At 66.7% G+C, this 20,673-nt stretch carries 19 protein-coding genes; 7 read left to right on the top strand and 12 right to left on the bottom strand.

The window, feature by feature from the left end; genetic code table 11:
* Nucleotides 1-29: 29 nt before the first annotated feature.
* From Q8P46_05600 to Q8P46_05565, 8 genes are all read right to left on the bottom strand, one after another.
* Complete coding sequence (locus Q8P46_05600; protein MDP2619636.1) at nucleotides 30-1,310, bottom strand: hypothetical protein; 1,281 nt, start codon at nucleotides 1,308-1,310, stop codon at nucleotides 30-32.
* On the bottom strand, nucleotides 1,307-1,876 hold the full coding sequence (locus tag Q8P46_05595) for a DUF2249 domain-containing protein (GenBank protein ID MDP2619635.1): 570 nt from the start codon (nucleotides 1,874-1,876) through the stop codon (nucleotides 1,307-1,309). The genes Q8P46_05600 and Q8P46_05595 overlap by 4 nt, the downstream gene beginning before the upstream one ends.
* Nucleotides 1,876-2,850, bottom strand: coding sequence for a 4-hydroxybenzoyl-CoA reductase subunit beta (hcrB, locus tag Q8P46_05590; protein ID MDP2619634.1), 975 nt, complete (start codon nucleotides 2,848-2,850; stop codon nucleotides 1,876-1,878). The genes Q8P46_05595 and hcrB overlap by 1 nt, the downstream gene beginning before the upstream one ends.
* Nucleotides 2,847-5,192 (bottom strand): 4-hydroxybenzoyl-CoA reductase subunit alpha, encoded by a 2,346-nt coding sequence (gene hcrA, locus Q8P46_05585; protein ID MDP2619633.1) that lies wholly within the window; start codon nucleotides 5,190-5,192, stop codon nucleotides 2,847-2,849. The genes hcrB and hcrA overlap by 4 nt, the downstream gene beginning before the upstream one ends.
* Nucleotides 5,189-5,665: a 4-hydroxybenzoyl-CoA reductase subunit gamma gene (hcrC, locus tag Q8P46_05580; GenBank protein ID MDP2619632.1), complete on the bottom strand. Its 477-nt coding sequence runs from the start codon at nucleotides 5,663-5,665 to the stop codon at nucleotides 5,189-5,191. The genes hcrA and hcrC overlap by 4 nt, the downstream gene beginning before the upstream one ends.
* Nucleotides 5,666-5,845: 180 nt before the next feature.
* Complete coding sequence (locus tag Q8P46_05575; GenBank protein MDP2619631.1) at nucleotides 5,846-6,727, bottom strand: hypothetical protein; 882 nt, start codon at nucleotides 6,725-6,727, stop codon at nucleotides 5,846-5,848.
* Between the two features lie 6 nt (nucleotides 6,728-6,733).
* Nucleotides 6,734-7,375, bottom strand: a complete 642-nt coding sequence (locus Q8P46_05570) for a 4Fe-4S dicluster domain-containing protein (protein ID MDP2619630.1) — start codon at nucleotides 7,373-7,375, stop codon at nucleotides 6,734-6,736.
* Nucleotides 7,372-10,104, bottom strand: a complete 2,733-nt coding sequence (locus tag Q8P46_05565; GenBank protein MDP2619629.1) for a molybdopterin-dependent oxidoreductase — start codon at nucleotides 10,102-10,104, stop codon at nucleotides 7,372-7,374. The genes Q8P46_05570 and Q8P46_05565 overlap by 4 nt, the downstream gene beginning before the upstream one ends.
* A gap of 354 nt (nucleotides 10,105-10,458) precedes the next feature.
* Here Q8P46_05565 and Q8P46_05560 point away from each other — a divergent pair, with 354 nt between their 5' ends.
* Both Q8P46_05560 and Q8P46_05555 read left to right on the top strand, forming a co-directional pair.
* Nucleotides 10,459-10,932: a GNAT family N-acetyltransferase gene (locus tag Q8P46_05560; GenBank protein ID MDP2619628.1), complete on the top strand. Its 474-nt coding sequence runs from the start codon at nucleotides 10,459-10,461 to the stop codon at nucleotides 10,930-10,932.
* A 10-nt stretch (nucleotides 10,933-10,942) separates the two neighbouring features.
* Nucleotides 10,943-11,386 carry an Rrf2 family transcriptional regulator gene (locus Q8P46_05555; GenBank protein MDP2619627.1) on the top strand — a complete coding sequence of 148 codons (444 nt, stop codon included), beginning with the start codon at nucleotides 10,943-10,945 and terminating at the stop codon, nucleotides 11,384-11,386.
* Here the strand turns inward: Q8P46_05555 and Q8P46_05550 are convergent, their stop codons facing one another.
* Genes Q8P46_05550 through Q8P46_05540 form a run of 3 tightly spaced genes read right to left on the bottom strand, consistent with a single transcriptional unit; the run spans nucleotide 11,387 to nucleotide 15,720 of the window.
* Nucleotides 11,387-12,598 (bottom strand): efflux RND transporter periplasmic adaptor subunit, encoded by a 1,212-nt coding sequence (locus Q8P46_05550; GenBank protein MDP2619626.1) that lies wholly within the window; start codon nucleotides 12,596-12,598, stop codon nucleotides 11,387-11,389.
* 7 nt (nucleotides 12,599-12,605) lie between these two features.
* Nucleotides 12,606-14,969: an ABC transporter permease gene (locus tag Q8P46_05545; GenBank protein MDP2619625.1), complete on the bottom strand. Its 2,364-nt coding sequence runs from the start codon at nucleotides 14,967-14,969 to the stop codon at nucleotides 12,606-12,608.
* Between the two features lie 4 nt (nucleotides 14,970-14,973).
* Nucleotides 14,974-15,720, bottom strand: coding sequence for an ABC transporter ATP-binding protein (locus Q8P46_05540; GenBank protein ID MDP2619624.1), 747 nt, complete (start codon nucleotides 15,718-15,720; stop codon nucleotides 14,974-14,976).
* A 103-nt stretch (nucleotides 15,721-15,823) separates the two neighbouring features.
* Here Q8P46_05540 and Q8P46_05535 point away from each other — a divergent pair, with 103 nt between their 5' ends.
* On the top strand, nucleotides 15,824-16,753 hold the full coding sequence (locus tag Q8P46_05535) for a dihydrodipicolinate synthase family protein (protein MDP2619623.1): 930 nt from the start codon (nucleotides 15,824-15,826) through the stop codon (nucleotides 16,751-16,753).
* 9 nt (nucleotides 16,754-16,762) lie between these two features.
* Here the strand turns inward: Q8P46_05535 and hemN are convergent, their stop codons facing one another.
* Nucleotides 16,763-18,112 carry an oxygen-independent coproporphyrinogen III oxidase gene (gene hemN, locus Q8P46_05530; protein ID MDP2619622.1) on the bottom strand — a complete coding sequence of 450 codons (1,350 nt, stop codon included), beginning with the start codon at nucleotides 18,110-18,112 and terminating at the stop codon, nucleotides 16,763-16,765.
* Nucleotides 18,113-18,266: 154 nt separating this feature from the next.
* Here hemN and Q8P46_05525 point away from each other — a divergent pair, with 154 nt between their 5' ends.
* The 4 genes from Q8P46_05525 to Q8P46_05510 form a co-directional block, all read left to right on the top strand.
* Nucleotides 18,267-19,010 carry a Crp/Fnr family transcriptional regulator gene (locus Q8P46_05525; protein ID MDP2619621.1) on the top strand — a complete coding sequence of 248 codons (744 nt, stop codon included), beginning with the start codon at nucleotides 18,267-18,269 and terminating at the stop codon, nucleotides 19,008-19,010.
* A gap of 89 nt (nucleotides 19,011-19,099) precedes the next feature.
* The gene (locus Q8P46_05520; protein ID MDP2619620.1) at nucleotides 19,100-19,945 is read left to right on the top strand and encodes a universal stress protein; all 846 of its coding nucleotides are present in this window, start codon (nucleotides 19,100-19,102) and stop codon (nucleotides 19,943-19,945) included.
* Nucleotides 19,946-19,975: 30 nt separating this feature from the next.
* Nucleotides 19,976-20,353: a hypothetical protein gene (locus Q8P46_05515; protein ID MDP2619619.1), complete on the top strand. Its 378-nt coding sequence runs from the start codon at nucleotides 19,976-19,978 to the stop codon at nucleotides 20,351-20,353.
* 129 nt (nucleotides 20,354-20,482) lie between these two features.
* The coding region (locus tag Q8P46_05510) for a hypothetical protein (GenBank protein MDP2619618.1) at nucleotides 20,483-20,673 on the top strand (191 nt) is incomplete at its 3' end.

Genomic DNA, 20,673 nt, shown 5'->3' with positions numbered 1-20,673 from the left:
TCCGGCGGCAAGGCACAGCGGCGGCGATCTTAGGCCGGCGGGGCGGCGGTGAAGAACAGCCGCCGCGTGAGCGGGAAGGCAAAGGCCGCGAAGGCGACGCTGCCGATAAGGCCTGCAACCGCGCCGAGGCGGACGGCAAGAGCAAGGTCGAGCGCGATGCCGGCGGCAATGAGGATCAGCGCCGCGACGTGGCAGAGCGCGTGGATGCGCAAGGGAAGCGCCGGCGTAAGCTCGGAGACGAGCGGCGGCTTGCCGTCGACCTTGACGGCGTGCATGGAGGCGAGAAACGGCATGATGCGCTGCAGGATGGCCAGTAGGAAGGTCAAAAGCCAGCCCCACAGGGCGAGGAAGCCGGCTAGCGTCGCCCCGCGGTCTCCGGCAAGCCCGAAGCTGGCGGCAAGCGCGATTGCGAGACTGACCGGGAGCAACGCCCAGGAAAGCCGCACCAGCACGAAGGAGAGGCCCAGTCGCTTGCGCAGCCGCCGGCGCCAGACCCAGCCCATGGTCCACAGATAGACGCCCGAGCCCGCAAGCGCCAGCGCCGCGCCGGCCGCGAACAGCACCGACTTGTCGAACAGCGCGCCGGCCACCGCGAAGCCGATCGCGCCCGCCCACAGGACGAAGCCCGCCTTGCCGATGGTGCGCGGCGGCGCCGGCGACAGGGCGAACATCGGCACCAGGATGTGGCTGAAGCCTATCGCCAGCATGCCCATGAAGCCGAACACGGCGAGAACGACATGGGCCAAAGCGATGCCGGCATGATCGGGCAGGAAGGCGAGGTCGAAATCGAACACCAGGGCAAGTCCGGCGAGCACCAGCGCGACGAGCGAGACGGTGGCGAGCCAGCCATAGGCCGCGACCAGTGGCAGGTTCCTGGCGCGGCGCAGATTGTCGGCGAGAAGGTCCGCCAGCAGCAGCATGCCGAAGCCGGCGAACGCCCCGCCCCATGCCATCAGGGTCACATCGTAGCTCGCCATGCCGTGGACCAGCACCGGCACGGCGGGGACGTAGAGCCAGAAGCCGAGGCGGATCGGCCAGGAGGTCGGCATCGGCTGTCGGGTGGCGACGGGGAGCATCTGCAAGGCCGCGCCGATGGCCACCGTCGCGAACACGCCGAGGGTCAGAAAATGCAGGGCGCCGAGCGTCGGCCCGAGTCCTCCCGCATGGTTGAGCGCCTCTCCGGCCGCGAGCAGAAGGGCGAACCACATCAGGATGTGGAAGACGATGCCGGCGAGAAAGAAGCGGAACGGGATCGAGACCGGCAACAGCCGGCTCTTGGCGCCGCCGAGAAAGGCCGCGCCGAGACTCATTCGGCCTCTTCGTCCCGGTCGAGGCGCAGGCGGACCTCGCCTGGCTCGCCGGCGATCTGCGCCCAGCGCCAGCCGCGCTCGGCCAGCTCCGGATAGAGATAGACCGGCTCGCGCTCGTGGTGGACGATGACCGGGCCGCCGACGGCGGGCGTTTCGATCAGCGAGATAATGGCGTGCATCGGCTCGGGCGGCTCCAGGCCGCGCACATCGATGTGCCAGACCTCCGCCTCGCTCCAGATTCGCGCCGCCTTGGCTCCGTTCGCCGCCGCTTCGGCTTCAGCTGCGGCGCGGCGGCGGAAATGGATGCGCCAATGGCCGGGCGCCAGCTCCTCGGCATGGTCCTCGAAGCCCATGTGCGACAACATGCGGCGCAGCGGCGCGGGGTCGAACGGCGCCTCGACGATCAGCGTTCCGCCGGCGGCGATCCCCTCGGCAAGATCGATGAGCGGCCGCAGCGGCTCCTCGCCGCGCGCGATCATCGGCCTTGCGTCGAGGCGCTTGGCCGCGCCGGCGTCGGTGACCCATTTGGGCGGTTTGCGCTTGAAGAGCTTAGCCTTAAGCGCCATCACCGCTCGAAAAGTGCATGCGCTTGGCGCCGCGCCAAGGCTGCGGCGATGCGCCGGCGTCCAAACGGGGAAACGATTGTGGTGCGCATCGGCGAGACCTGTTTCTGGACCAGGTCGCCGAGCTTTTCGAGCGCCGCCTCGTCGAGCGGCCCGCCGACCAGCTCTTCGGTGCCCGCGACCAGGAACGGGCGCGAGTTGGTGCCGGTCACGGCGACGGCGAGGCTTTCCACCGCCGTGCCCTTGCGGGTCAAGGCGACGGCGACGCCGGCGAGCGGAAAGTCGATGGCCCCGCGCACGCGCATCTTTTCATAGCTTGCCGGGCGAACCTTGGCCGGCAGATGCACGGCGGTGACGAACTCGCCCCTCTGCAACGCCAGATAGTTCTGGCCGTCGGTGCCGTAAAGCTCGGGCAGCGGCACCTGCCTCGTTCCCTCCGCGCCGGCAATCCCGACCTTGGCGCCGAACACCAGCAGCACCGGGGCGAGATCGCCGCTGAAGGCCGCGTGGCAATAGGTGCTCTTCGGCGCTACATGGCAGACCGTACCCTGGTATTTGAGGCAGTAATTGTTGGATTGGCGCCACCATTCGCTCTGATTGTAGAAGACGCATCGCGTGTCGATGCACAGATTGCCGCCCACCGTGCCGGCGTTGCGGTGGCCGGGTCCGGCGATCGAGGAGGCCGCGGTAACGAGCGCGGGATAGCTCTTTGCGATGTCCTTGTTCTCGGCCAATTCGGTCAGCGTGACGCCGGCGCCGATGCGCGTTCCGGTCTTGGAGCGAACGATCTTCTTGAGCGCTTCGATGCCGGTCAGGTCGACCAGCACGGCGGGATCGCCGAGCCCGCGGCGCACATTGGGGATCAGGTCGGTGCCGCCGGATATAAACCGCGCGCGCTCGTTTTCCAGATGCGCGGCGATGGCTTCCTGCTCGCTTTTTGGGCGCAGCACCCGGAATTCGGGAAGAACTTCGGTCATGCGGCGGTTTTCCTCGCCTTTTCGACGCGGTCGCGGTGCTGCTTGCGGGCCAGCGCCTCGACCATCAGGTCGGGCGTCACCGGAAGCTCGGTGACGCGCAGTCCGGTGGCGTTGGCGACGGCGGCCGTGAGCGCCGGCAGAAAAGCCGCAAGCGCCCCCTCGCTCGCCTCCTTGGCGCCGAACGGGCCGTTAGGGTCGATGCTCTCGACGATGTAGGTCTCGATCGGCGGCGATTCGACGATGGTCGGCACGCGGTAGTCGAGCATGTTGCCGTGCAGCGGCAGGCAACCGTGGAAGCGGGTACCCTCGCTCAGCGCCTGGCCGAGGCCCATCCACACGGCGCCCTGGATCTGACCCTCGACGGCGAGCGGGTTGATGGCGTAGCCGCAGTCCTGCGCCGCCCAGACTTTTTCGACGCGCACCTGGCCGGTGTCCTGGTCGACCTCGACCTCTGCCACCACGGCGGCGTAGCTGAAGCCCATGGTCGAGCCGACGGCGCCGCCGCGATGCTTGCCGCCCTGGAACTCCTTCGGCACCGTGAAGGTGCCCTTGACGGTGATGGTGCCGGTGTCGACCAGCGCCTCCCTGACCACCTCCTTGAAGCTGAGGCCGGGGTCCTGGCTGCCGGAGACGCGATAGGTCTCGACATCGACCTCGATATCCTCGGGCTTGGCGTCGAGCTTGGCGGCCGCGGCGGCGACAAGAATGCTATTGAGATTCTTTGCCGCGTCGATGGCCGCGTTGCCGACCATATAGGTGACGCGCGAGGAATAGGAGCCGTTGTCCTTCGGCGTGATGGCGCTGTCATTGGCGATGACGCGGATGCGGCCCATGTCGAGCTTGCATACCTCGGCGACGGCCAGCGTGACGATGGTCGAGGAGCCCTGGCCGATATCGGACGCGCCGGTGAGGATGGTCACGCCGCCGTCGAAGTCGAGCTTGACGTTGACGGTGGCATGCGGCTCGCCGGTCCAGTTGACCGGCTTGGCGGCGCCGCTGACATAATGCGAACAGGCCATGCCGAGGCCGCGCCCGGGCGGCAGTTTGCCGATGCGCTTTTTCCAGTCGCTCGCGGCCTCGACCTTGTCGAGGCACTCGGGCAGGCCGTAGCTCGTGACCTTCAGCCCGTTCATGGTCTCGGTCGGCGCCGTCAGCAGGTTCTGGCGCCGCACTTCGAACGGGTCGAGCTCCAGTTCGATCGCCATCTCGTCGAGCAGCGATTCGAACGCATAGCGCATATCGACCGTGCCGTGCCCGCGCATGGCGCCGCAGGGCGGGCGGTTGGCGTAGACGCGGTAGCCGTCATATTTGGTCGCCGGAATGTCGTAGATCGCGTGCATCAGGTTGCCGGAATACAGCACCGTGACGATGCCGTAGCCGCCATAGGCGCCGCCGATCTGAACGACCTCGCATTCGGCCGCGGTAATGCGGCCTTCCTTGGTGAGGCCGATCTTCACCTTGATGTCGGTCTCGGGGCGGCCGCGATGGGTCAGGATGGTTTCCTCGCGGCTCATATGCAACGCCACCTTGCCCTTGGCCGCGCGCGCCAGCAGGCCCGCGATCAGCTCGAAGTTCAGCGTTTCGCTGCGATGGCCGAAGCCGCCGCCGACAAACGGCTTGATGACCCGGATCCTCGAGGAATCCATGTCCATGCAGCGGGCCAGCATCAGGTGGACGTAATAGGGCACCTGGGTACAGGTCTTCAGGATCAGCTCCTCGCGCTCGACGTCATATTCGGCAAGGCACGCATTCGGCTCCATCTGCATATGCGTGACCTCGGCGCAGTGATAGCTGTTTTCGCGCACCAGATCGGCGGTTTCGAAGCCGGCCGGGACATCGCCGAAACTGTCATGAACCTCGCGTTCGAGATTGCCGGGCTTGTTGTCGTGCAACAGCACCGCGTCGGGCGCGCGCGCCTCGGCGACGGTCTGGTATTCGGGAAGCTCGCGCACCTTCATCTTGATCAGCGACAGCGCCTTCTTGGCGGTGCGCAGATTGGCGGCGGCAACGGCGGCGACCGGTTCGCCGCGATAGCGGACGCGGTCGCGGGCCATGCAGTATTCGTTCATGGCGACCGGCAGGACGCCGTAGGTCTCGGCGCAATCCTCGCCGGTGACGATGGCGATGACGCCGTTAAGCGCCCGCGCGGCGGAAAGATCGAGCTCGAGGATCTCCGCATGGGCGTAGGGGCTGCGGTAAATGGCGCCGGCATAGGCGTCGGCGAAGGGCAGGTCGGCGGAATATTTCGCCCGGCCGGTGACCTTCTCGATGCCGTCAACGAGCGGCGACGGCTTGCCGACGACGTGGCTCGGCTTCTTGGCGATCTTTTCGGCGATATTCATGAGGCTGTCTCCGCGGCCGCCATCTCGACCGCCTCGATAATCTTCACATAGCCGGTGCAGCGGCAGATATTGCCGCCGAGCGCGGTTTGGATCTCCTCGCGGGTCGGCTTGGGATTGCGGCGCAGCAGCGCTTCGGAGGACATGATCATGCCCGGCGTGCAGTAGCCGCACTGGGAGCCGAGCTTTTCGTGGAAGCCGCGCTGAACGGCCGACATGCGCCCGTTCCTGGCCAGCGACTCGATGGTCTCGACGCGCTTTCCCTCGGCGCTTGCGGCCAGCGTGATGCACGACATGTACGGCTTGCCGTCGATCAGCACCGTGCAGGCGCCGCATTCGCCCCCGTCGCAGCCCTGCTTGGTTCCGGTCAGGCCGATGGTCTCGCGCAGATATTCGACCAGCAGCAGATTGTCGGGCACGAGATCCTGACGATCGCGGCCGTTCAGATTGACGCTGAGGATGCGTTTGCTGAGCATGTCTTCCTTCCTTGCCTAGGCCCGAAGAGGCGCGTGGCGAACCGGGCGCTCATGGCATTGAGTGTCCCGCTTCCGGCACACGCACGGCATCTCGCCCTAAAAGAATAAACGAGACCGCGGCTTTGCGTAATAGCCGTGATGGCCGCAAGCGCGATACTCTTTCGCCAAATCGCGGCACATTTACCGCTTCGCGGGCCACCCCGGCTGAACCGAGGCCCCGGACCGGCCGGTGCCGCGCACCGGCATGTGCCGCACCGCCAAGCCCTGCACGTGGGCGAGCTTGCGGACGATATTCACCTTAGCATACCAACCTCCGAGCAGCGCGCAAAGCGCCGCCAGACCCATGCCGAACCCGTGCGCAAGCGGCCAGGCGAGCGCCAGAACGGCGAAAAACAGCGGTGCTGCGAGGCCAAGGACCCAAATCGTCCTGTCGATCTCGCCGAGACGGTTCACGACCGCGGTGGGCGCCCGCCCGTCGCGCAGCCGGTCGCGGTAGATGCGGTAGGCGCCGGCGCGCAGGACGAGGAGGACGATCAGCGCGGTGCCCAAGGGGACCGATACCGTCCTCATGGCCAGCAGGAAGAGGAGCAGCACGGCCGTTCCCTCGGCGAGCCCGGTGGCCATGACGAGCGGCACGATGGCGCCGTCGCGCCAAGCCGGAATGCCGCGAGATGCCTGCAGCATTCTTGCCTGACAGAACAGGAAGGCGAGGGCGAACAGCGCCGCCAACCAGAGAAACAGGGGCGAAGGCCGCAGGATCGCCGCAAGCGCGGTCGCGAACAGCGCCGCCGCCGCATAGGCCTCGCGCGACATCCAGGACGTGAACGGGTTGCGGTAGACGTTGAGAAAGCGCCAAGGCTTGCCGATTTCGAGCCACACCAGAAACAGCCCGCAAGCGATGAAACCAAGCGCGGAAACCATCGGAATGGTCGGCGCAAGACCGAGGAAACTTGCGGCAAGCGCGGTCATGATCACCAGTCCGGAGCCGGTGCCGCCGAAGGTGAAATTGCCGGCCGCGCGCCAATCCCAATAGCTCTGAATGACCGGTTTGATCGAGAACATCGCTCTTCAATCCCACAAATAGTAGAAGCCGGGGTCGGTCCCGAGCTCCTCGTGCATCCGGAAGTGCTTGTGATCCTTGATCAATTTCGAGACGTTGCTGTCCGGGTCCTCGATGTCGCCGAAGTGCAGCGCATCGGCGATGCAGGAATTGACGCAGGCCGGCGTCGCGTCCGCGTCGATGCCTGGCGTCAGTCCCTTGGCGCAGCCATCATCGATTCGGTCGGCGCAAAAGTTACATTTCTGCGAGACCCCGAGCTGGCGCTCGTCGAATTGCGCGGCCTCCGCCTCCGTCGGCTCGTCCCCATAGGCGAATTCGGCTTTATCGACCTTGTAGCGGGCCTGATAGGGGCAGGCGACCGAGCAATAGGCGCAGCCGATGCACAGGTCCCAGTCGATGGTGACGATGCCGTCGGGGCGCTGGCGGGTGGCGGTCGACGGGCACACGCTCATGCAGGGCGGATCTGCGCAATGCATGCAGCCGACCGGCATGAAGGCGCGCTGGACGTCTGGATATTCGCCGACCTCGACGTCGATGACCCGGCGCCACTGCACGCCAGGCGGCGTCGCGTTGGTGTGGCGGCAGGCGGCCGTGCAGGTCTGGCAGCCGACGCAGCGGCGCAGATCGGCGACCATGACATAGCGGGTCATGGGGCTGCTCCGAGCCGGCGCACGGCGACCCGCACCACGTCGGAGCTAGAGCCGGTGGCGTCGGTCAGCTTCAGCGACATCGGCGTGACTGTGTTCATGCTCGGGGTGGCGAGGTCCTTGGCATAGGGTGTTTTCCAATGGTCGAACTGGCCGATCATCAACAGCGTGTCGGGGCGGATGCCCTGGCGCAGGATCGCCCGGCCCTTGGTCGCGCGCAGCGACGAGCGCACCTCGATGAGGTCGCCTTCGGCGATGCCGAGTGCGTCGGCCTTGCCGGCATTGATGACGACGCCGCCATGGCCGGCGACATTGTCGGCGACCTCCTTGACGATCTGGATGGCCGCGTTGCCGCCCCAGGCATATTGCATGCTGCGCGAGGTCACGAGCCAGAACGGGAAATCCTCGCCGCCGCCGGCTTCGCGCGCCGCATCGATCCAGATCGCCGGGAAATCCTTCCACGCCGGCAGCGCCTGATACTCGGTGAGCTGGGTATCCCACCAGTCGATGCCGTGCTCGTGCAGGCGATCGGCGAGCTCCGCGCCGACGCGCTTGAGGCGCTCCTGATAGGGCATTTCGAAGCGCAGGCCGAGCTCGACCATGCGCGGGTAGAGATACCAGTTGGTCTGGGAGAAGGGGACGACCTTCAGGCCGTGCTCGCGATACCAGTCGAGGCCGTCGGTTTCCTTGCCGCCGGTCAGTTCGGCGCTCGCCGCGCGGCAGATCGCGTCCCAGATTTCCTCGCGCGAATGGCTCTTACCGGTGTCGAGGGAGAAATCGTAATTATCGCCCGTCAGCCTGACCACGGTGTTGCCGCGGTTGAGGCGGTCATTATAGGGCTCCAGCAGCCCGCAGCGCTCGGCAAGCTCGGTGGCGATATCGGTGAAGTCGCGCGACTGGCCGCGTGCCGCAATCGCCGCTTGGCGCAAGGCGTAGCCGTGATAGTGCCAGAACTGCTCGATATATTTGGTGCCGCCGATGCGGATGAGTTGGGTGCTCTCGATGTCGACGCAGTCGGGCAGCAGGATGTCCGCCATGTGGTTGGTCTCGTCCATCGTGAAGGCGAAGGCGACGATGAACGGAAAGCGGGCGATCTTCTGCGCAACGCCGGGCGCGTCCCAGGCGGAAATCGCCGGATTGGTGCGGTAGATGAACCACAGGTCGGGCTGGGTGGGCTTGGGAAGGTTCTTGGGCGGCGCGTCCTGGAACATCCAGGCCAGATGCGTCGGCCCGAGCGCCTGGCTCCAGGCGGAATTGCCGGCGAGCGGCACCAGCGTGCGATAGGCGTTGCGGATGTTGGGTCGGGCGTGCCAATTCGCCTTGTCGGTGGGGTTCATCGGATAGTCGAGGAAGCCGTCGGGGCTCGGCGCGACGCTTTCCCAGCGCTCGCCGAGCGGGCGGTTGAGCCTGACCGTGGTGCCGAGCGTCCCGCCGGGCACTTCCAGCGCGCCGACGAGGCAGGCGAGCAGCGTGCGCGCCCAGCAGCATTCATAGCCGCCCCAGCCATTGTTGACGGTCTTGCCGAGCGTCACCGCGACCGGGCGGAAGGGCAGCTCCTGCCCGTTGATTTCGATGGTTTCGCCGACACAGGCATTCTCGAGATATTCGTTGGCGATCCGGCGGATGGTCTCGGCCGGCACGTCGCAGATCCCGGCTGCCCATTCCGGCGAGCACGTGGCGAGGTGATCGACGAGATGGGCGAAGGCCGGGCGCACCGCGATGTCTGCGTGATCGACGGTCTCGCCGTCCGGTCCGACCTCGATGCCGCTGACCTTGAATTCACCTTCAAGTGCTGCGTCCGTGTCCGGCGTGTCGAAGGCAACGGCGCGGTTCGATTTCAAATCCCACAGCAGCGGCTTTTTCGAGGCCTTGTCGCGCAGGAAGTACCCGCCCGGGGCGATCAGATAGGGCGATCCGGTGCGCTCCCTGAGGAAGGCCACGTCGAGAGCGTCGCGCGGATGCTCGTGCAGCGCTACGTGGATCATGGCGTACATGAAGGCGGGATCGGTCTTCGGCCTGATCGGCACCCATTCGGCGGAGCAGGCGGCGGTCACCGACATCGCCGGCTCGATTTGCACCCGCTTCATGCCGCGGTCCCGCGCGTTGGCGTGACGCCAGACGCCGCACACCCCGCCGCTCGCCTCGATATTGGCGCCGAAGGAGACGTTGTAGCGGGTCAGCGGCGTGTCTGCGCAGACGGTGAAGGCGCGGTGCCACAACTCGCCGTAAAGGTGCTCCGAATGGGTGCACTTGACGCCCTGGCCGGAGCCGATGCCGTAATCGACCGCTCCCCAGGCGGCGAGGAAGGCGGGAAAGGTGCCCATATAGGATTGCGGGGTGCCGCCGCCGCCGAAAGTCGCGGCGACGCGCGGATAGCCGGATTCATCGAGCAGGCCGCGCGCGCGGATGTCGTTGAGCCGGCGGGCGACCTCCTCCATCGCCTCGTCCCATGTGATGGGCACGAAGCCGGGGTCTTCGTTGCGGCCCTTTTTCGGGTTGGTGCGGCGCATCGGCGTCAGCACGCGGTTCGGATGGTAGGCCTTCTGCACCAGGCCGTAGGCCTTGACACAGATCTTGCCGCCGCCCGGATGCACCTCGGCGGCGTCCAGATTGGGCTCCACGGACGTGGCGACGCCGTCGCGGACATTGACCTTCAGCAGGTCGGGACCGGCGACGCACTGGTAGCAGTAGGTCGCAAGCTTCTTGTCGGTGGGTCGGGCGGCCGCGGTCATGTGGCGGCCCTCGCCTTGTTCGCCTTGGCGGCGCGAAAGGTGATTACCCGCAGCTCGTCGACAATGATCCGCTGCATCGTTCCCTGGCCGGGCTCGAGCGTCTTCTTCATCGTGCGAAACGTCCTCCTTCGGCGCCGCGCCGGCGGACCGACGATGTCAGGAAAAATTATAACACAGAATCTACCGATTATTTGAAAAAACCGTATCATATTCGATGCCCGTCCGATGTCGCGCCGGGGTTTTTCGCGGCCGGTGGGTGAGAAAATTTGGATAATGGTACGAAAATGCCGATATAATAGCGCGAATCTCGGGCGCCCCGAAAAACCGGCCGGCGCGCCGACAGGATCAGGAGCGATGAGCGACGGCAAGCAAGCATTCCGCATCCGCGCGGCCGTGCCGAGTGACGCGGAGGCGTTGATCCGGCTCGACGAGTGGGTCACCGGCATGCGCAAGACGGAATACTGGCACGATCTCTTCAAGCGCCTTCACGCGCGCCCGCCGGCGGATCTGTTCATCTTTCTGGCCGAGCCGGAAGGGACCGCGGCGGCCGGCGGGCACGTCCTCGGCTTCGTTATCGGCGAAGTGCGGGCGTGGGAATTCGGCTCGGCGCAGTGCGGCTGGGTGTTCGCCATCGCCGTCGATCCCACCGCCCGCGAGTCCGGCGTCGGCGAGGCTCTGCTGGCGCACATATCGGAGAGTTTCAAGTCCGTCGGCGTGCACACCGTGCGAACCATGATTTCCCGCCACAACCATCTTCTGATGTCGTTCTTCCGCGGCGAGGGCATGACCGCGGGCCCCTATCTGCAGCTCGAAAAGGAGCTCGACTGAGGATGTCGGAATGAAACTGCAAACCGCAAGCCGCATCGCCATCTATGCCATCTTGGAGTTGGCGCGCGATCCGACCCGGCAGCTCTCCGCCGCTGAGATCGGCGAGACATACGGGGTTTCCGTCCATCACCTCGCCAAGGTGCTCAACACGCTGGTTCGCGCCGGGCTCGTCCGCTCGGTGCGCGGCGCCGGCGGCGGCTATCTGTTCGCCGGCAACGTCAAGCGCACCACCCTGTTCGACGTCATCAGCCTGTTCGAGCCGGACAAGGTCACGGAGCGCGGCAGCCGGCGCGAGGACAAGACCCCGATCGGCATGGCGCTGCAGGCGATTTTCGACGAGATCGACGACATCTCCGGCGCGACGCTGAATTCGGTGACGTTGGCGACCATGATCAAGCTGATCGAGCAGGGGCGCTACGGCATGGTGCCCGAGCCGATCAGCCAGACCGCCTGACTATTCGCGCGCGGTCACCCGCGTGCCCTCGGTGACGCGGTCGCTCGGATAGACGATGACCGTCTCCCCGGGTGCCAGACCATCCCGGACCTCGGCGTACTCGTCGTTCATGTGGTCGATATCGACGGCGCGGCGCTCAGCCCGCCCATCCTTTGCCACGAACACCGTCCACCGTCCGGCGTCGCGGAACAAGGCGCTGATCGGCACGCGGACAATGTCGGCGAGGTCGGCGACGACGATGCGGGTCTCGACCCGGTAGCCATGGCCGAGCCCCTGGGCCAGCGCCCTTCCCGAATCGATTTCGATACGCACATTGACCCGCTGCTCCTCGACGCCGAGCGCCGAGACCTTGGTGAAGGCGTAGGGCTCGATACGCGAGACGCGGCCTTCCAGTTCTCCCGGCCGGCCCCAATTCTCGATCAAGGCCCGGGCGCCGGAGGCAAGCTTGACGGCGTCGGTGGAGAGCAGGTCGACGACAACCTCGAGTTTGTCGGCAGCGCCGATCTCGAGCAGCGGCGCGCCGGCCTCGACCACCATCTCGCTTTCCTGCAGCACCCGCAGCACCTGCCCCGAAACCGGCGAGCGCACCTCGACACAGCAGGTCGATCGCTCCCGCAGCACGCGGTCGTCGTCGGGTTGCATCAAGGCCGCGCGGGCCTGCTCCACCTCGGCCAGACGCACCGAAACATTGGCGATGGCCGTTTCATGCGCGGCCTCGAAGGTGTGCACCTCCATCTCCGCGCGGTCGAGGGCGGCCTGGGACACCGCGCCGCGGGCCGCCAATTCCTGCGAGCGCTTGAGCTGCGTGCGGGCGAAATCGAGCTCGGCCTTGGCCTTGTTGCGCTCGGCGCGGGAAAGCGCCAGCGCCGCCTCGGCGGCCTTGACCGCGGCCTCGAGCCGCGAGCGGGTGCGCGCGTCGAGCGGCGCCGGATCGGCCTCGCGGATCTGGGCGATGACGGTGTCGTTGGCGAAGACCTTGTCGCCGGCGTGAATCTCGATGCGGCCGAGGCGCCCATGCACGGGTGCGGATATCGTATAGACGTCCTCGACCTTGACCTGGCCGGTGCCGCTGACCGTCACCATCAGCGGCCCGCGGGCGATCGTCTGCATATCGACCTGAACGGGCTGCGGCCAGAACGCCACCACCAGTCCGGCGGCAAGCAGGCCGGCGCCGAGAAGCCAGACGATCGACCGTTTGAAGCTTCTGTTCATGGCGCGCTCACTCCCGCGTCTTGAGCACGGCGACGAGATCGAGCCGGCCGACGCGCCGCGCGACCACGAAGCCGGATATGACCGCAGAGACCACCACGACCAGCACCGCCATGCCGTAGGTGCGGCCGACGACGATGAAGGGAATGGAGTACACCTCGGTCTCATAGGCCGAGGCGAGCATGCCCGCCAGCGCCCAGCCGACAAGGCAGCCGATCGGCAGCGCCAGCAGCGTCAAGAGCGCGATCTCGCCGACCAGGATCGCCGCCGCCTCCGCGTGCGAATAGCCGAGCACCATCAGGCTGGCGAGCTCGCGGCCGCGCTCGCTCAGCGACACGCGCGCGGCGTTATAGACGACGCCAAGCGCGATCAGCGCCGCGAAGCCCATATTGAACAGGGTCATGATGGTGACGTTCTCCTCGATGGTCGTGCGCAGCTCGTCGCGTGCGGTGGCCAGGCGCGAGACGCCTGCAACGAGCGGGGTCTGCTTGAGGCGGTCGTAGATGTCCCGAAGCCGGTCGCCGTCGATGGCCAGCCGCGCGCTGGAGACGCGCGGCCCCTCGCCGAGATAGGTCTCAAGGGCTGTTGTGTCCATGAAGGCGCTGCTGCCGACATACTGTTCGACCAGCCGCACCACCGGAACGTCGAACTGCGGGCGGGTGTCCTGCAACACCTCGATACGCACGATGTCGCCGGGCTCAGCGTCGATCAGGCTGGCCAGCTTGCGCGACATGGCCATCCCCCGCGGCGGCGCGTAGATCGGGTGCAGGTCGGAATCGAGCAGTTGGGCGAGCCGCGAGTCCGGGTCGACGCCGATCACCGCCTCGCGCCGCGACAGATGGCCGTGGCGGATGCGGGCCGCGACCGCATGGGCGCCCTCGGCGTGCAGAACGCCGGGGATGGTGGCAAGCTCCTGCAAGGCCCGCGGCGGCACCGGGTGGTTGAAGCTTACCGTCAGGTCCTGGCGCTGGGCGCGGTTGAACTCGATGTCGATCATCAGGTCCATGGCGTCGAGCATGAAGGCGCTGGAAACATACAAGGCGACGGCAAGCGCGGTGCTGGCGACCGTCAGGCCGGAGCGCAGCGGCCAGCGCACGATATGGCGCAGGATCATCCGCGAGGTGCCGGAAAACAGGCCGGCCATGCCGATGCGCTCGATGACCGTCGGCCGGTAACGCGCCGGCGCCGGCGGTCGCATCGCCACGGCCGGGGGCAGCCGGGCCGCGCGCAGCGCCGGAACGGCGACGCCAGCGAGCGCCGTCGCCATCGCCACCAGCGCCCCGGTGGCGAAGACTTCGGGGCTGAGGACGAAGGTCAGAAACGGAAACCGGAAGAAGTGGACATACATGCCGGTGACCTGGGCGCCGAACCAGATGCCGGCGGCCGAGCCGATGGCGATCCCGATCAACGAAATGGCGAGCGTGAATTTGGCGTAGTGCCAGGCCACCGCGCCGTCGCTGTATCCGAACGCCTTGAGCAGGCCGATCTCCTGGCGTTCGGTATCGATCAGCCGCGACATGGCGATGTGCAACAGGAACATGGCCACGGCGAGAAAGATGGACGGCACCCAGCGGACCATGAGCTCGAGCTGGTCGAGCTCGCCGGACAGGTACCAGTTGGAGATCTGGTCGCGGCGCGAATAGGCGCCGGTGCCGCCATAAGGTGCGAGCGCCCGGTCGAGCGCCGCGCCGACCGCCGCCTCGTCGGCGCCGAGCGAAAGCGTCATGGCGACGTCGTTGAAGGCGCCGTCCATATTGTAGGCGGCGGCAAGCGCCGGGCGCTGCATCCACATGACCCCGAAGCGCTTATTGTCGGGGATGATGGCGCCCGGATCGATGGCGTAGACATATTCCGGCGACAGCGCGACGCCGACGAGAACGAGGTTCTCGTGCCGGCCGTTGATGAGGGCGGCGAGGTGGGCCCCCGGCTCCAGGCGATGGGCCTCGGCGAAGGCTTCCGATGCGATCACCTCGTCGTTGTGGCCCGGGTGCGGCATGCGTCCGCGGCGCAGCACGAGCTGGTTGAGCTTCTGCTCTTCGCTCGCCGGAAGCGACACCAGGCGGCCGGACACCGGCTCCGGAAAATCCTTAATCTCGATGATCGCGCGGCCGACGATGCGGTGCTCCAGAAGGCTTACGCCGGGGATCAACGCCAGACTTTCGGCGAGCGACACCGGGGCGCGGGTCAAGCCTGAGAAGACGTCGGCAAAGCGATAGCGCTCATAATAGGCCGCGCGGGTCTCGATCAGCGAGCGCGCGACGCCGTAGGCCATGACCAGCAGGGCGACGCCTGAGGCGATGACCAGCGCAATGGCGAGCGCCTGGGCCCAGATGCGCAGGAGATCGCGGAACAGCTTCTTGTTCAGCGCCGTCATGCCCTCACCAGGAGATCGTCGCCGGCGCCGCGCGCGCGCGGTTTTCGTCGATGGCGGCGATGCGGCCGTCGGCGAATTGCACCACCCGGTCGGCCATGGCGCCGATGGCGGCATTGTGGGTGATCACGGCGACGGTGGTCGAAAGCTCGGCATTGGCCGCCGCGATGGCTTCCAGAACCACCACGCCGGTCTTCGAATCGAGCGCGCCGGTGGGCTCGTCGCAGAGCAGCACCTCGGGGCGCTTGGCGATGGCGCGGGCGATCGCTACGCGTTGCTGCTCGCCGCCGGAAAGCTGCGCCGGGAAATGATCCAGCCGTTCGCCGAGGCCGACCAGATGCAGCGCCTCTTCCGGCGGCATCGGCTGCGGCGCGATCTCAGTCACCACGGCGACGTTCTCGCGCGCCGTCAGGCTCGGTATCAGATTGTAGAACTGGAACACGAAGCCGACATGCTCGCGCCGAAAGCGGGTCAGCTCGCGCGGGCCCATATCCGTCAACGAGCGGTCGTGAAAGAAGACCTCGCCGCTGGTCGCCTCGTCGAGGCCGCCGACGATGTTGAGGAAGGTCGACTTGCCCGATCCCGACGGCCCGAGCATAACGACGATCTCGCCTGCGGCGATGTCGAGGTCGATGCCGCGGATGGCGTGCACTGCGGCGGCGCCCTCGCCATAGACCTTGGTCAGGCCGCGGATCCTGAAGAGGGGCGAGACATCGGGGGCGAGCGCGCGCCCGCGGGCAGCCTTTGCGCACATGACCCTGCAAAGATCGGGGCCGCGGCCGGCAATGGCAAGCCCTTGCGCGGCAAGGCGCGGGAAGATACCGAGGTGACGGAAATTGCTCAAGGAGCGCGCGTCGATGGCGGAAAGGAACGAATTGCGGGGCATATTCGCGGCGGTGCTGACCCCGCTCGATGCCGAGCTCAGGCCCGACGTCGAGCGATTTGCGGCGCATTGCCGCTGGCTCTTGGATAATGGCTGCGATGGCCTGGCGCCGCTCGGCACCACGGGAGAAGCGAATTCGCTTGCCATTTCCGACCGCATGGCGCTGATCGAAGGCGCGGCCGAGGCCGGCCTGCCGATGGAGCGCATGATCTTCGGCACCGGAACGCCGGCGCTGCACGATACGGTGGCGCTGAGCCGCGCGGCGCTTGAGGCCGGCGCCGGCGGGCTGCTTCTCCTGCCGCCCTTCTATTACAAGAACCCGAGCGAGGATGGGCTGTTCGCCGCCTTCGCCGGGCTTGCCGATCGGATCGGCGATCTTGCTTCGCGCATCTATCTCTATCACTTCCCGCAGACGAGCGCGGTTCCGATCACGCTCTCTCTGACCGCGCGGCTCAGAGAGGCCTTTCCCGGCATCTTCGTCGGCATGAAGGATTCTTCCGGCGACTTCCCCAACACCAAGGCCTTCATTACTGCCTTTCCCGGCTTCGACGTCTTTTCCGGCTCTGAGGAATTCCTGCTCGACAATCTCAAGGCCAGCGGCACGGGGTGCATCTCGGCCACCACCAACGTCACCGCGCGTCTGGCAAGCCGCGTCCTGAAGGCCTGGAGGGCCGGCGACGCGGCGGCGGCCGAAGAAGCCCAACAGACCGCGACCCGCGCGCGGCGGGTTATCTCGCAGTATCCCACGATCCCCGCCCTCAAGGCCATTGTTGCACGCGCGCGCGGCGATCGGGCCTGGCTCAACATGCTGCCGCCGCAGCGGCCTCTCGACACCGCGCAGACCGATGCGCTCTTCGCGGCGCTGGCCCCCATCGACGGGTTTTCGGAGTTCCGTCCGCTCTAGATCGCCGGCTCACACCGCGATCGAGTGGCGCGCCTGGCTCGCCTTCAGATAGGCGTCGAAGGCCGAACAGATGGTGCGCACGAAGGGCCGGCCGCGCTCGGTGACGGCAAAGCCGTCGCGGCCCAGCTCGATAAGGCCATCGCGGGCAAAGGCCGACAGCGGCTCTTCGGCCTCCGCGCGCAGATCGGCGGCGGGGCCGATGCGGCGCTCGATCTGCGACCAGGACAGGCTCATGTCGCACATCAGCCGTTCGATCAGATGGGCACGGCGCAGATCGTCTCTGGTGAAGCGATAGCCGCGCGCCGTTGCCAGCCCGGCCTCGTCGACCCGGCGCAGATAGTCGGGGATCGGCACCTGGTTCTGGACGAACCCCTGCGGCAGCCGTCCGATGGCCGAGGCGCCGAAGCCGAGCAGCGCGTCGGCGGTGTCGGTGGTGTAGCCCTGGAAATTGCGCCGCAGGGTCCCGCGCGCTGCGGCCAGCGCCAGCGGGTCGTCGGCGCGGGCGAAATGATCGAGGCCGATGCGCCGATAGCCGGCATCGACCAGCAGGCGGGCGGCGAAATCGGCTTGCGAGAAGCGCTCCTCGACGCTCGGCAGCGAAGATTCCGGGATCATCAGCTGATGCCGCTTCATCCACGGCACATGGGCATAGCCGAAAAGCGCGATACGGTCCGGCGCAAGCGACAGAACCTTGTCGATGGTGCTGGCGATGCCGGCGGGCGTCTGCTTCGGCAGGCCGTACATCAGGTCAACATTGATGGCTCCGATACCGCGGACGCGCAGGCCCACGATCACGGCGCGCGTCTCCTCGAAAGGCTGCACCCGGTTGATGGCCTCCTGCACCTCGGCATTGAAATCCTGTACGCCGATGCTGGCCCGCGTCACCCCGGCGGCGGCCAGCGCGTCGAGCTGCTCGGCCCTCAGGTCCCGCGGGTCGATCTCGACCGCGAATTCGGCCGCGTCGTCGATGCTGAAGCCCGAGCGCAGCGCTTCGGCAAGCGCCCCTATGTCCGCGCCCCTGAGGATCGTCGGCGAACCGCCGCCCCAATGGATGTGCTTGACCGCGCAGCCCGGCTCGACCAGCGCCGCGACGGCGGCGATCTCCTTCTTCAGCCGGTCGAGATATTCGCCGACCGGCCGATAGCGGCGGGTGATCTTGGTGTGGCAGCCGCAGAACCAGCACAGCGTGTCGCAGAAGGGAATGTGGACGTAGAGCGACAGGCTGGCGCCACGGCGAAGCCCGCCCAGCCACTCGTCATAGGCATCGGTGCCCACCGCATCGGAGAAATGCGGCGCCGTCGGGTAGCTGGTATAGCGCGGCACCGGGCGCGCATAGGCCTGCAGCAAGCGATCCGTCATGGCGCCTAGCTTTGCGCTCCGGCCGCGGCGCGAGCCTTGATGCAGGTCAAGGGCATTGCTGGCTCTTGCCGGCCGCCGGCCATCGGCCGTTCGTCCTTTCCTTTTTGCCGTGGCGCGAATAGAGTTATTCAAAATAGGCGTTGGACGGATCCGTATGGATGATCGGTACGTAACCGCCGGGCAGATTTCGCGGTGCGAGCATTGCTCGATTCGCAACCGCGCCGTATGCGGGGCGTTGCACCAGGACGAGCTGGAGCACCTCAATCGCATCGCGCGGCGCAAGCTCGTCCGGGCTGGCGAAACCATCCTCTCGGACCAGGAGCCGGCGGCGTTTCTCGGCAATATCGTCTCCGGCGTCGTCAAGCTGACCAAGACGCTGGCCGACGGCCGCCAGCAGATCGTCGGCCTGCAATTCGCCCCCGACTTTCTCGGCCGCGCCTTTTCCGCCAAGAACCCATATTTCGCCGAGGCCGCCACGGAGGTCGAGCTGTGCTGCTTCCAGCGGCCCGATTTCGAGAAGCTGATGAGCAGCCATCCCGACCTCGAACACCGCCTGTTCGAGCGCACCTTGCACGAGCTCGACGCAGCGCGCGAATGGATGGTGCTGCTCGGACGCAAGACGGCGGAGGAGAAGGTCGCAAGCTTCCTGCTCATGCTCGCCAACCGCTCGGCGATGATCGGCTGCGCCGGCGACGAGACGCCCAACGAGGCGCGCTTCGTGATGCCGTTGACGCGCAGCGACATCGCCGACTATCTTGGGCTGACCATCGAGACGGTGAGCCGGCAGATCACCCGGCTCAGGGTCCGCAATTTCATCCGTCCTCTGGATTCGCGGACCTTCCTGGTCCCCAATCTGGAGCTCTTGAACAGGGCCGCCGGCCACGACCCGGAATTTTGACCGAAGTCATCGTTGCGGCCGCCCCGAAAATCTAGTTTAGCTTGGTATCGTGAGGCATGCGCCTCCCGCGTCTGATCAAGGAGCAGGCCATGGGCTATCGCACAATTTTGCTCAATCTGCAGGATCCCAACCGCGCCGAGACCATCATCGAAGCGGGAATAGGCATTGCCCGCACCTTCGGTGCCCATCTCATCGGTCTGCACGTGGTTCCCAAGGTGCAGTATTTCTACGCCACCGCCGCCATCCAGGTGGCGACCGAGGTGTTCGAGGCGGAGCAGCGCTTCTTCGACGAGCAGGCCCAGAAGCTGAAAAACATCTTCGACCGCGAGATCCCGACCGATGTGGTCTGCGAATGGCGCCGAATCGAAGCCGATGGGCCGGTGACCACCAACAGCATCGTCGTACAGGCGATCTGCGCCGACCTCGTCGTCACCGCCCAGATCGATCCCGAGCGCGGGCTTGAAAGCGATATCGGGACGCCCGAGCGCGTCGTCATGGAAAGCGGCCGGCCGGTCCTGGTTCTGCCCTATGCGGGCCAATTCAAGACGATCGGCGACAATGTCCTGATCGGCTGGAATGCCTCGCGTGAGGCGGCGCGGACCATTTATGACGCCTTGCCGGTGCTCAAGAAGGCAAAATCCGTCAAGCTTTTGTGGGTCAACCCGGAGAGCGAAAACGGCGGCAGCGGCACCGGAATACCGGGCAGTGAGATGGCGACGAGCCTGTCGCGCCACGGTGTCAAGGTGGAGGTCGGCCATTCGGCGACCAAGGAAGTCGGCGTCGGCGACGAGCTGTTGTCACGGGCCGCCGATCAAGGCGCGGATCTCCTGGTCATGGGCGCCTACGGGCACTCGCGGGTGCGCGAGTATGTGTTCGGCGGCGCCACGCGGCACATCCTCCAGCACATGACGATCCCGACCCTGATGTCGCACTGAACCGATCCAGGCAAGGTGGCGAGTCGCGTCATGGCGATGAAGAAGATCCGCATCGAGCTTGCCCGCGCCCGCGACTTCCCGGAGGGGAGTCGCAACCACGGCTATGAGTTCACGGCGCCGCTCGATGAGGACGACCGCATCGACGTCGAGGACTGGCACAACATGCGCGACCGCTGCCGGGTGCGCCGCTTCTGGGGCGACGAGCGTGACGAGATCGGCCACCTGGTGCGCAAGCCGGGCGGCTCGTGGGCCTTCCATTACGACCTCCATGGCGATGAGGAAGACGACGAGACCGGCTACCGATTTGCCAACCACGAGTTCCGGCTCGGCGAGTATGTGTCGCTGCGCGAACATGACGACGAGCTGCGCACCTTTCGCATCGTTTCGGTGACCGACCTGCCGGATTGAGACGCCAGGCGCCGGGTTTTCTTACCTCCCGGTCGCGCCGGCGGCGCTCCTCGCCTCCTGTGCGCGATTCCTCTCCATTTTCGCCATGTGTGGACGGCCGCTGCGTTGCAGGAGTTTTGTTGACGCGGCTTGGCGACCTGGTCGGGTGCGGTCATGTGTGCGGCCTTTGTGCGCGGCGGGTCAGGGCCGCTGGCCGTGATGGTGTCGGCGGGCCGGGCGCCATACATTGCCACGGGCTCGCGGCTCATGACGAAGCGCGGTTTCGCCCGGTTGCCGATCGATCGGTTCGCCATCACGTCGTCAGTCAGCCTCGCAGGTTG

It is taken from the genome of Hyphomicrobiales bacterium (assembly GCA_030688605.1).
Lineage (GTDB): Bacteria > Pseudomonadota > Alphaproteobacteria > Rhizobiales > NORP267 > JAUYJB01.
Note: the sequence above shows the minus strand (reverse complement) of the source record. Positions and strands in the feature narration are given on the sequence as shown.

What these genes read in the sequence shown, in the direction of transcription:
- hcrC (MDP2619632.1), bottom strand. Translation starts at nt 5,665, where the DNA reads ATGCTCAGCAAACGCATCCTCAGCGTCAATCTGAACGGCCGCGATCGT.
- Q8P46_05520 (MDP2619620.1), top strand. Translation starts at nt 19,100, where the DNA reads ATGGGCTATCGCACAATTTTGCTCAATCTGCAGGATCCCAACCGCGCC.
- Q8P46_05545 (MDP2619625.1), bottom strand. Translation starts at nt 14,969, where the DNA reads ATGACGGCGCTGAACAAGAAGCTGTTCCGCGATCTCCTGCGCATCTGG.
- Q8P46_05560 (MDP2619628.1), top strand. Translation starts at nt 10,459, where the DNA reads ATGAGCGACGGCAAGCAAGCATTCCGCATCCGCGCGGCCGTGCCGAGT.
- hcrA (MDP2619633.1), bottom strand. Translation starts at nt 5,192, where the DNA reads ATGAATATCGCCGAAAAGATCGCCAAGAAGCCGAGCCACGTCGTCGGC.
- hemN (MDP2619622.1), bottom strand. Translation starts at nt 18,112, where the DNA reads ATGACGGATCGCTTGCTGCAGGCCTATGCGCGCCCGGTGCCGCGCTAT.
- Q8P46_05515 (MDP2619619.1), top strand. Translation starts at nt 19,976, where the DNA reads ATGGCGATGAAGAAGATCCGCATCGAGCTTGCCCGCGCCCGCGACTTC.
- Q8P46_05565 (MDP2619629.1), bottom strand. Translation starts at nt 10,104, where the DNA reads ATGACCGCGGCCGCCCGACCCACCGACAAGAAGCTTGCGACCTACTGC.
- Q8P46_05525 (MDP2619621.1), top strand. Translation starts at nt 18,267, where the DNA reads ATGGATGATCGGTACGTAACCGCCGGGCAGATTTCGCGGTGCGAGCAT.
- hcrB (MDP2619634.1), bottom strand. Translation starts at nt 2,850, where the DNA reads ATGACCGAAGTTCTTCCCGAATTCCGGGTGCTGCGCCCAAAAAGCGAG.
- Q8P46_05575 (MDP2619631.1), bottom strand. Translation starts at nt 6,727, where the DNA reads ATGTTCTCGATCAAACCGGTCATTCAGAGCTATTGGGATTGGCGCGCG.
- Q8P46_05600 (MDP2619636.1), bottom strand. Translation starts at nt 1,310, where the DNA reads ATGAGTCTCGGCGCGGCCTTTCTCGGCGGCGCCAAGAGCCGGCTGTTG.
- Q8P46_05550 (MDP2619626.1), bottom strand. Translation starts at nt 12,598, where the DNA reads ATGAACAGAAGCTTCAAACGGTCGATCGTCTGGCTTCTCGGCGCCGGC.
- Q8P46_05570 (MDP2619630.1), bottom strand. Translation starts at nt 7,375, where the DNA reads ATGACCCGCTATGTCATGGTCGCCGATCTGCGCCGCTGCGTCGGCTGC.
- Q8P46_05535 (MDP2619623.1), top strand. Translation starts at nt 15,824, where the DNA reads ATGGCGGAAAGGAACGAATTGCGGGGCATATTCGCGGCGGTGCTGACC.
- Q8P46_05595 (MDP2619635.1), bottom strand. Translation starts at nt 1,876, where the DNA reads ATGGCGCTTAAGGCTAAGCTCTTCAAGCGCAAACCGCCCAAATGGGTC.
- Q8P46_05540 (MDP2619624.1), bottom strand. Translation starts at nt 15,720, where the DNA reads ATGTGCGCAAAGGCTGCCCGCGGGCGCGCGCTCGCCCCCGATGTCTCG.
- Q8P46_05555 (MDP2619627.1), top strand. Translation starts at nt 10,943, where the DNA reads ATGAAACTGCAAACCGCAAGCCGCATCGCCATCTATGCCATCTTGGAG.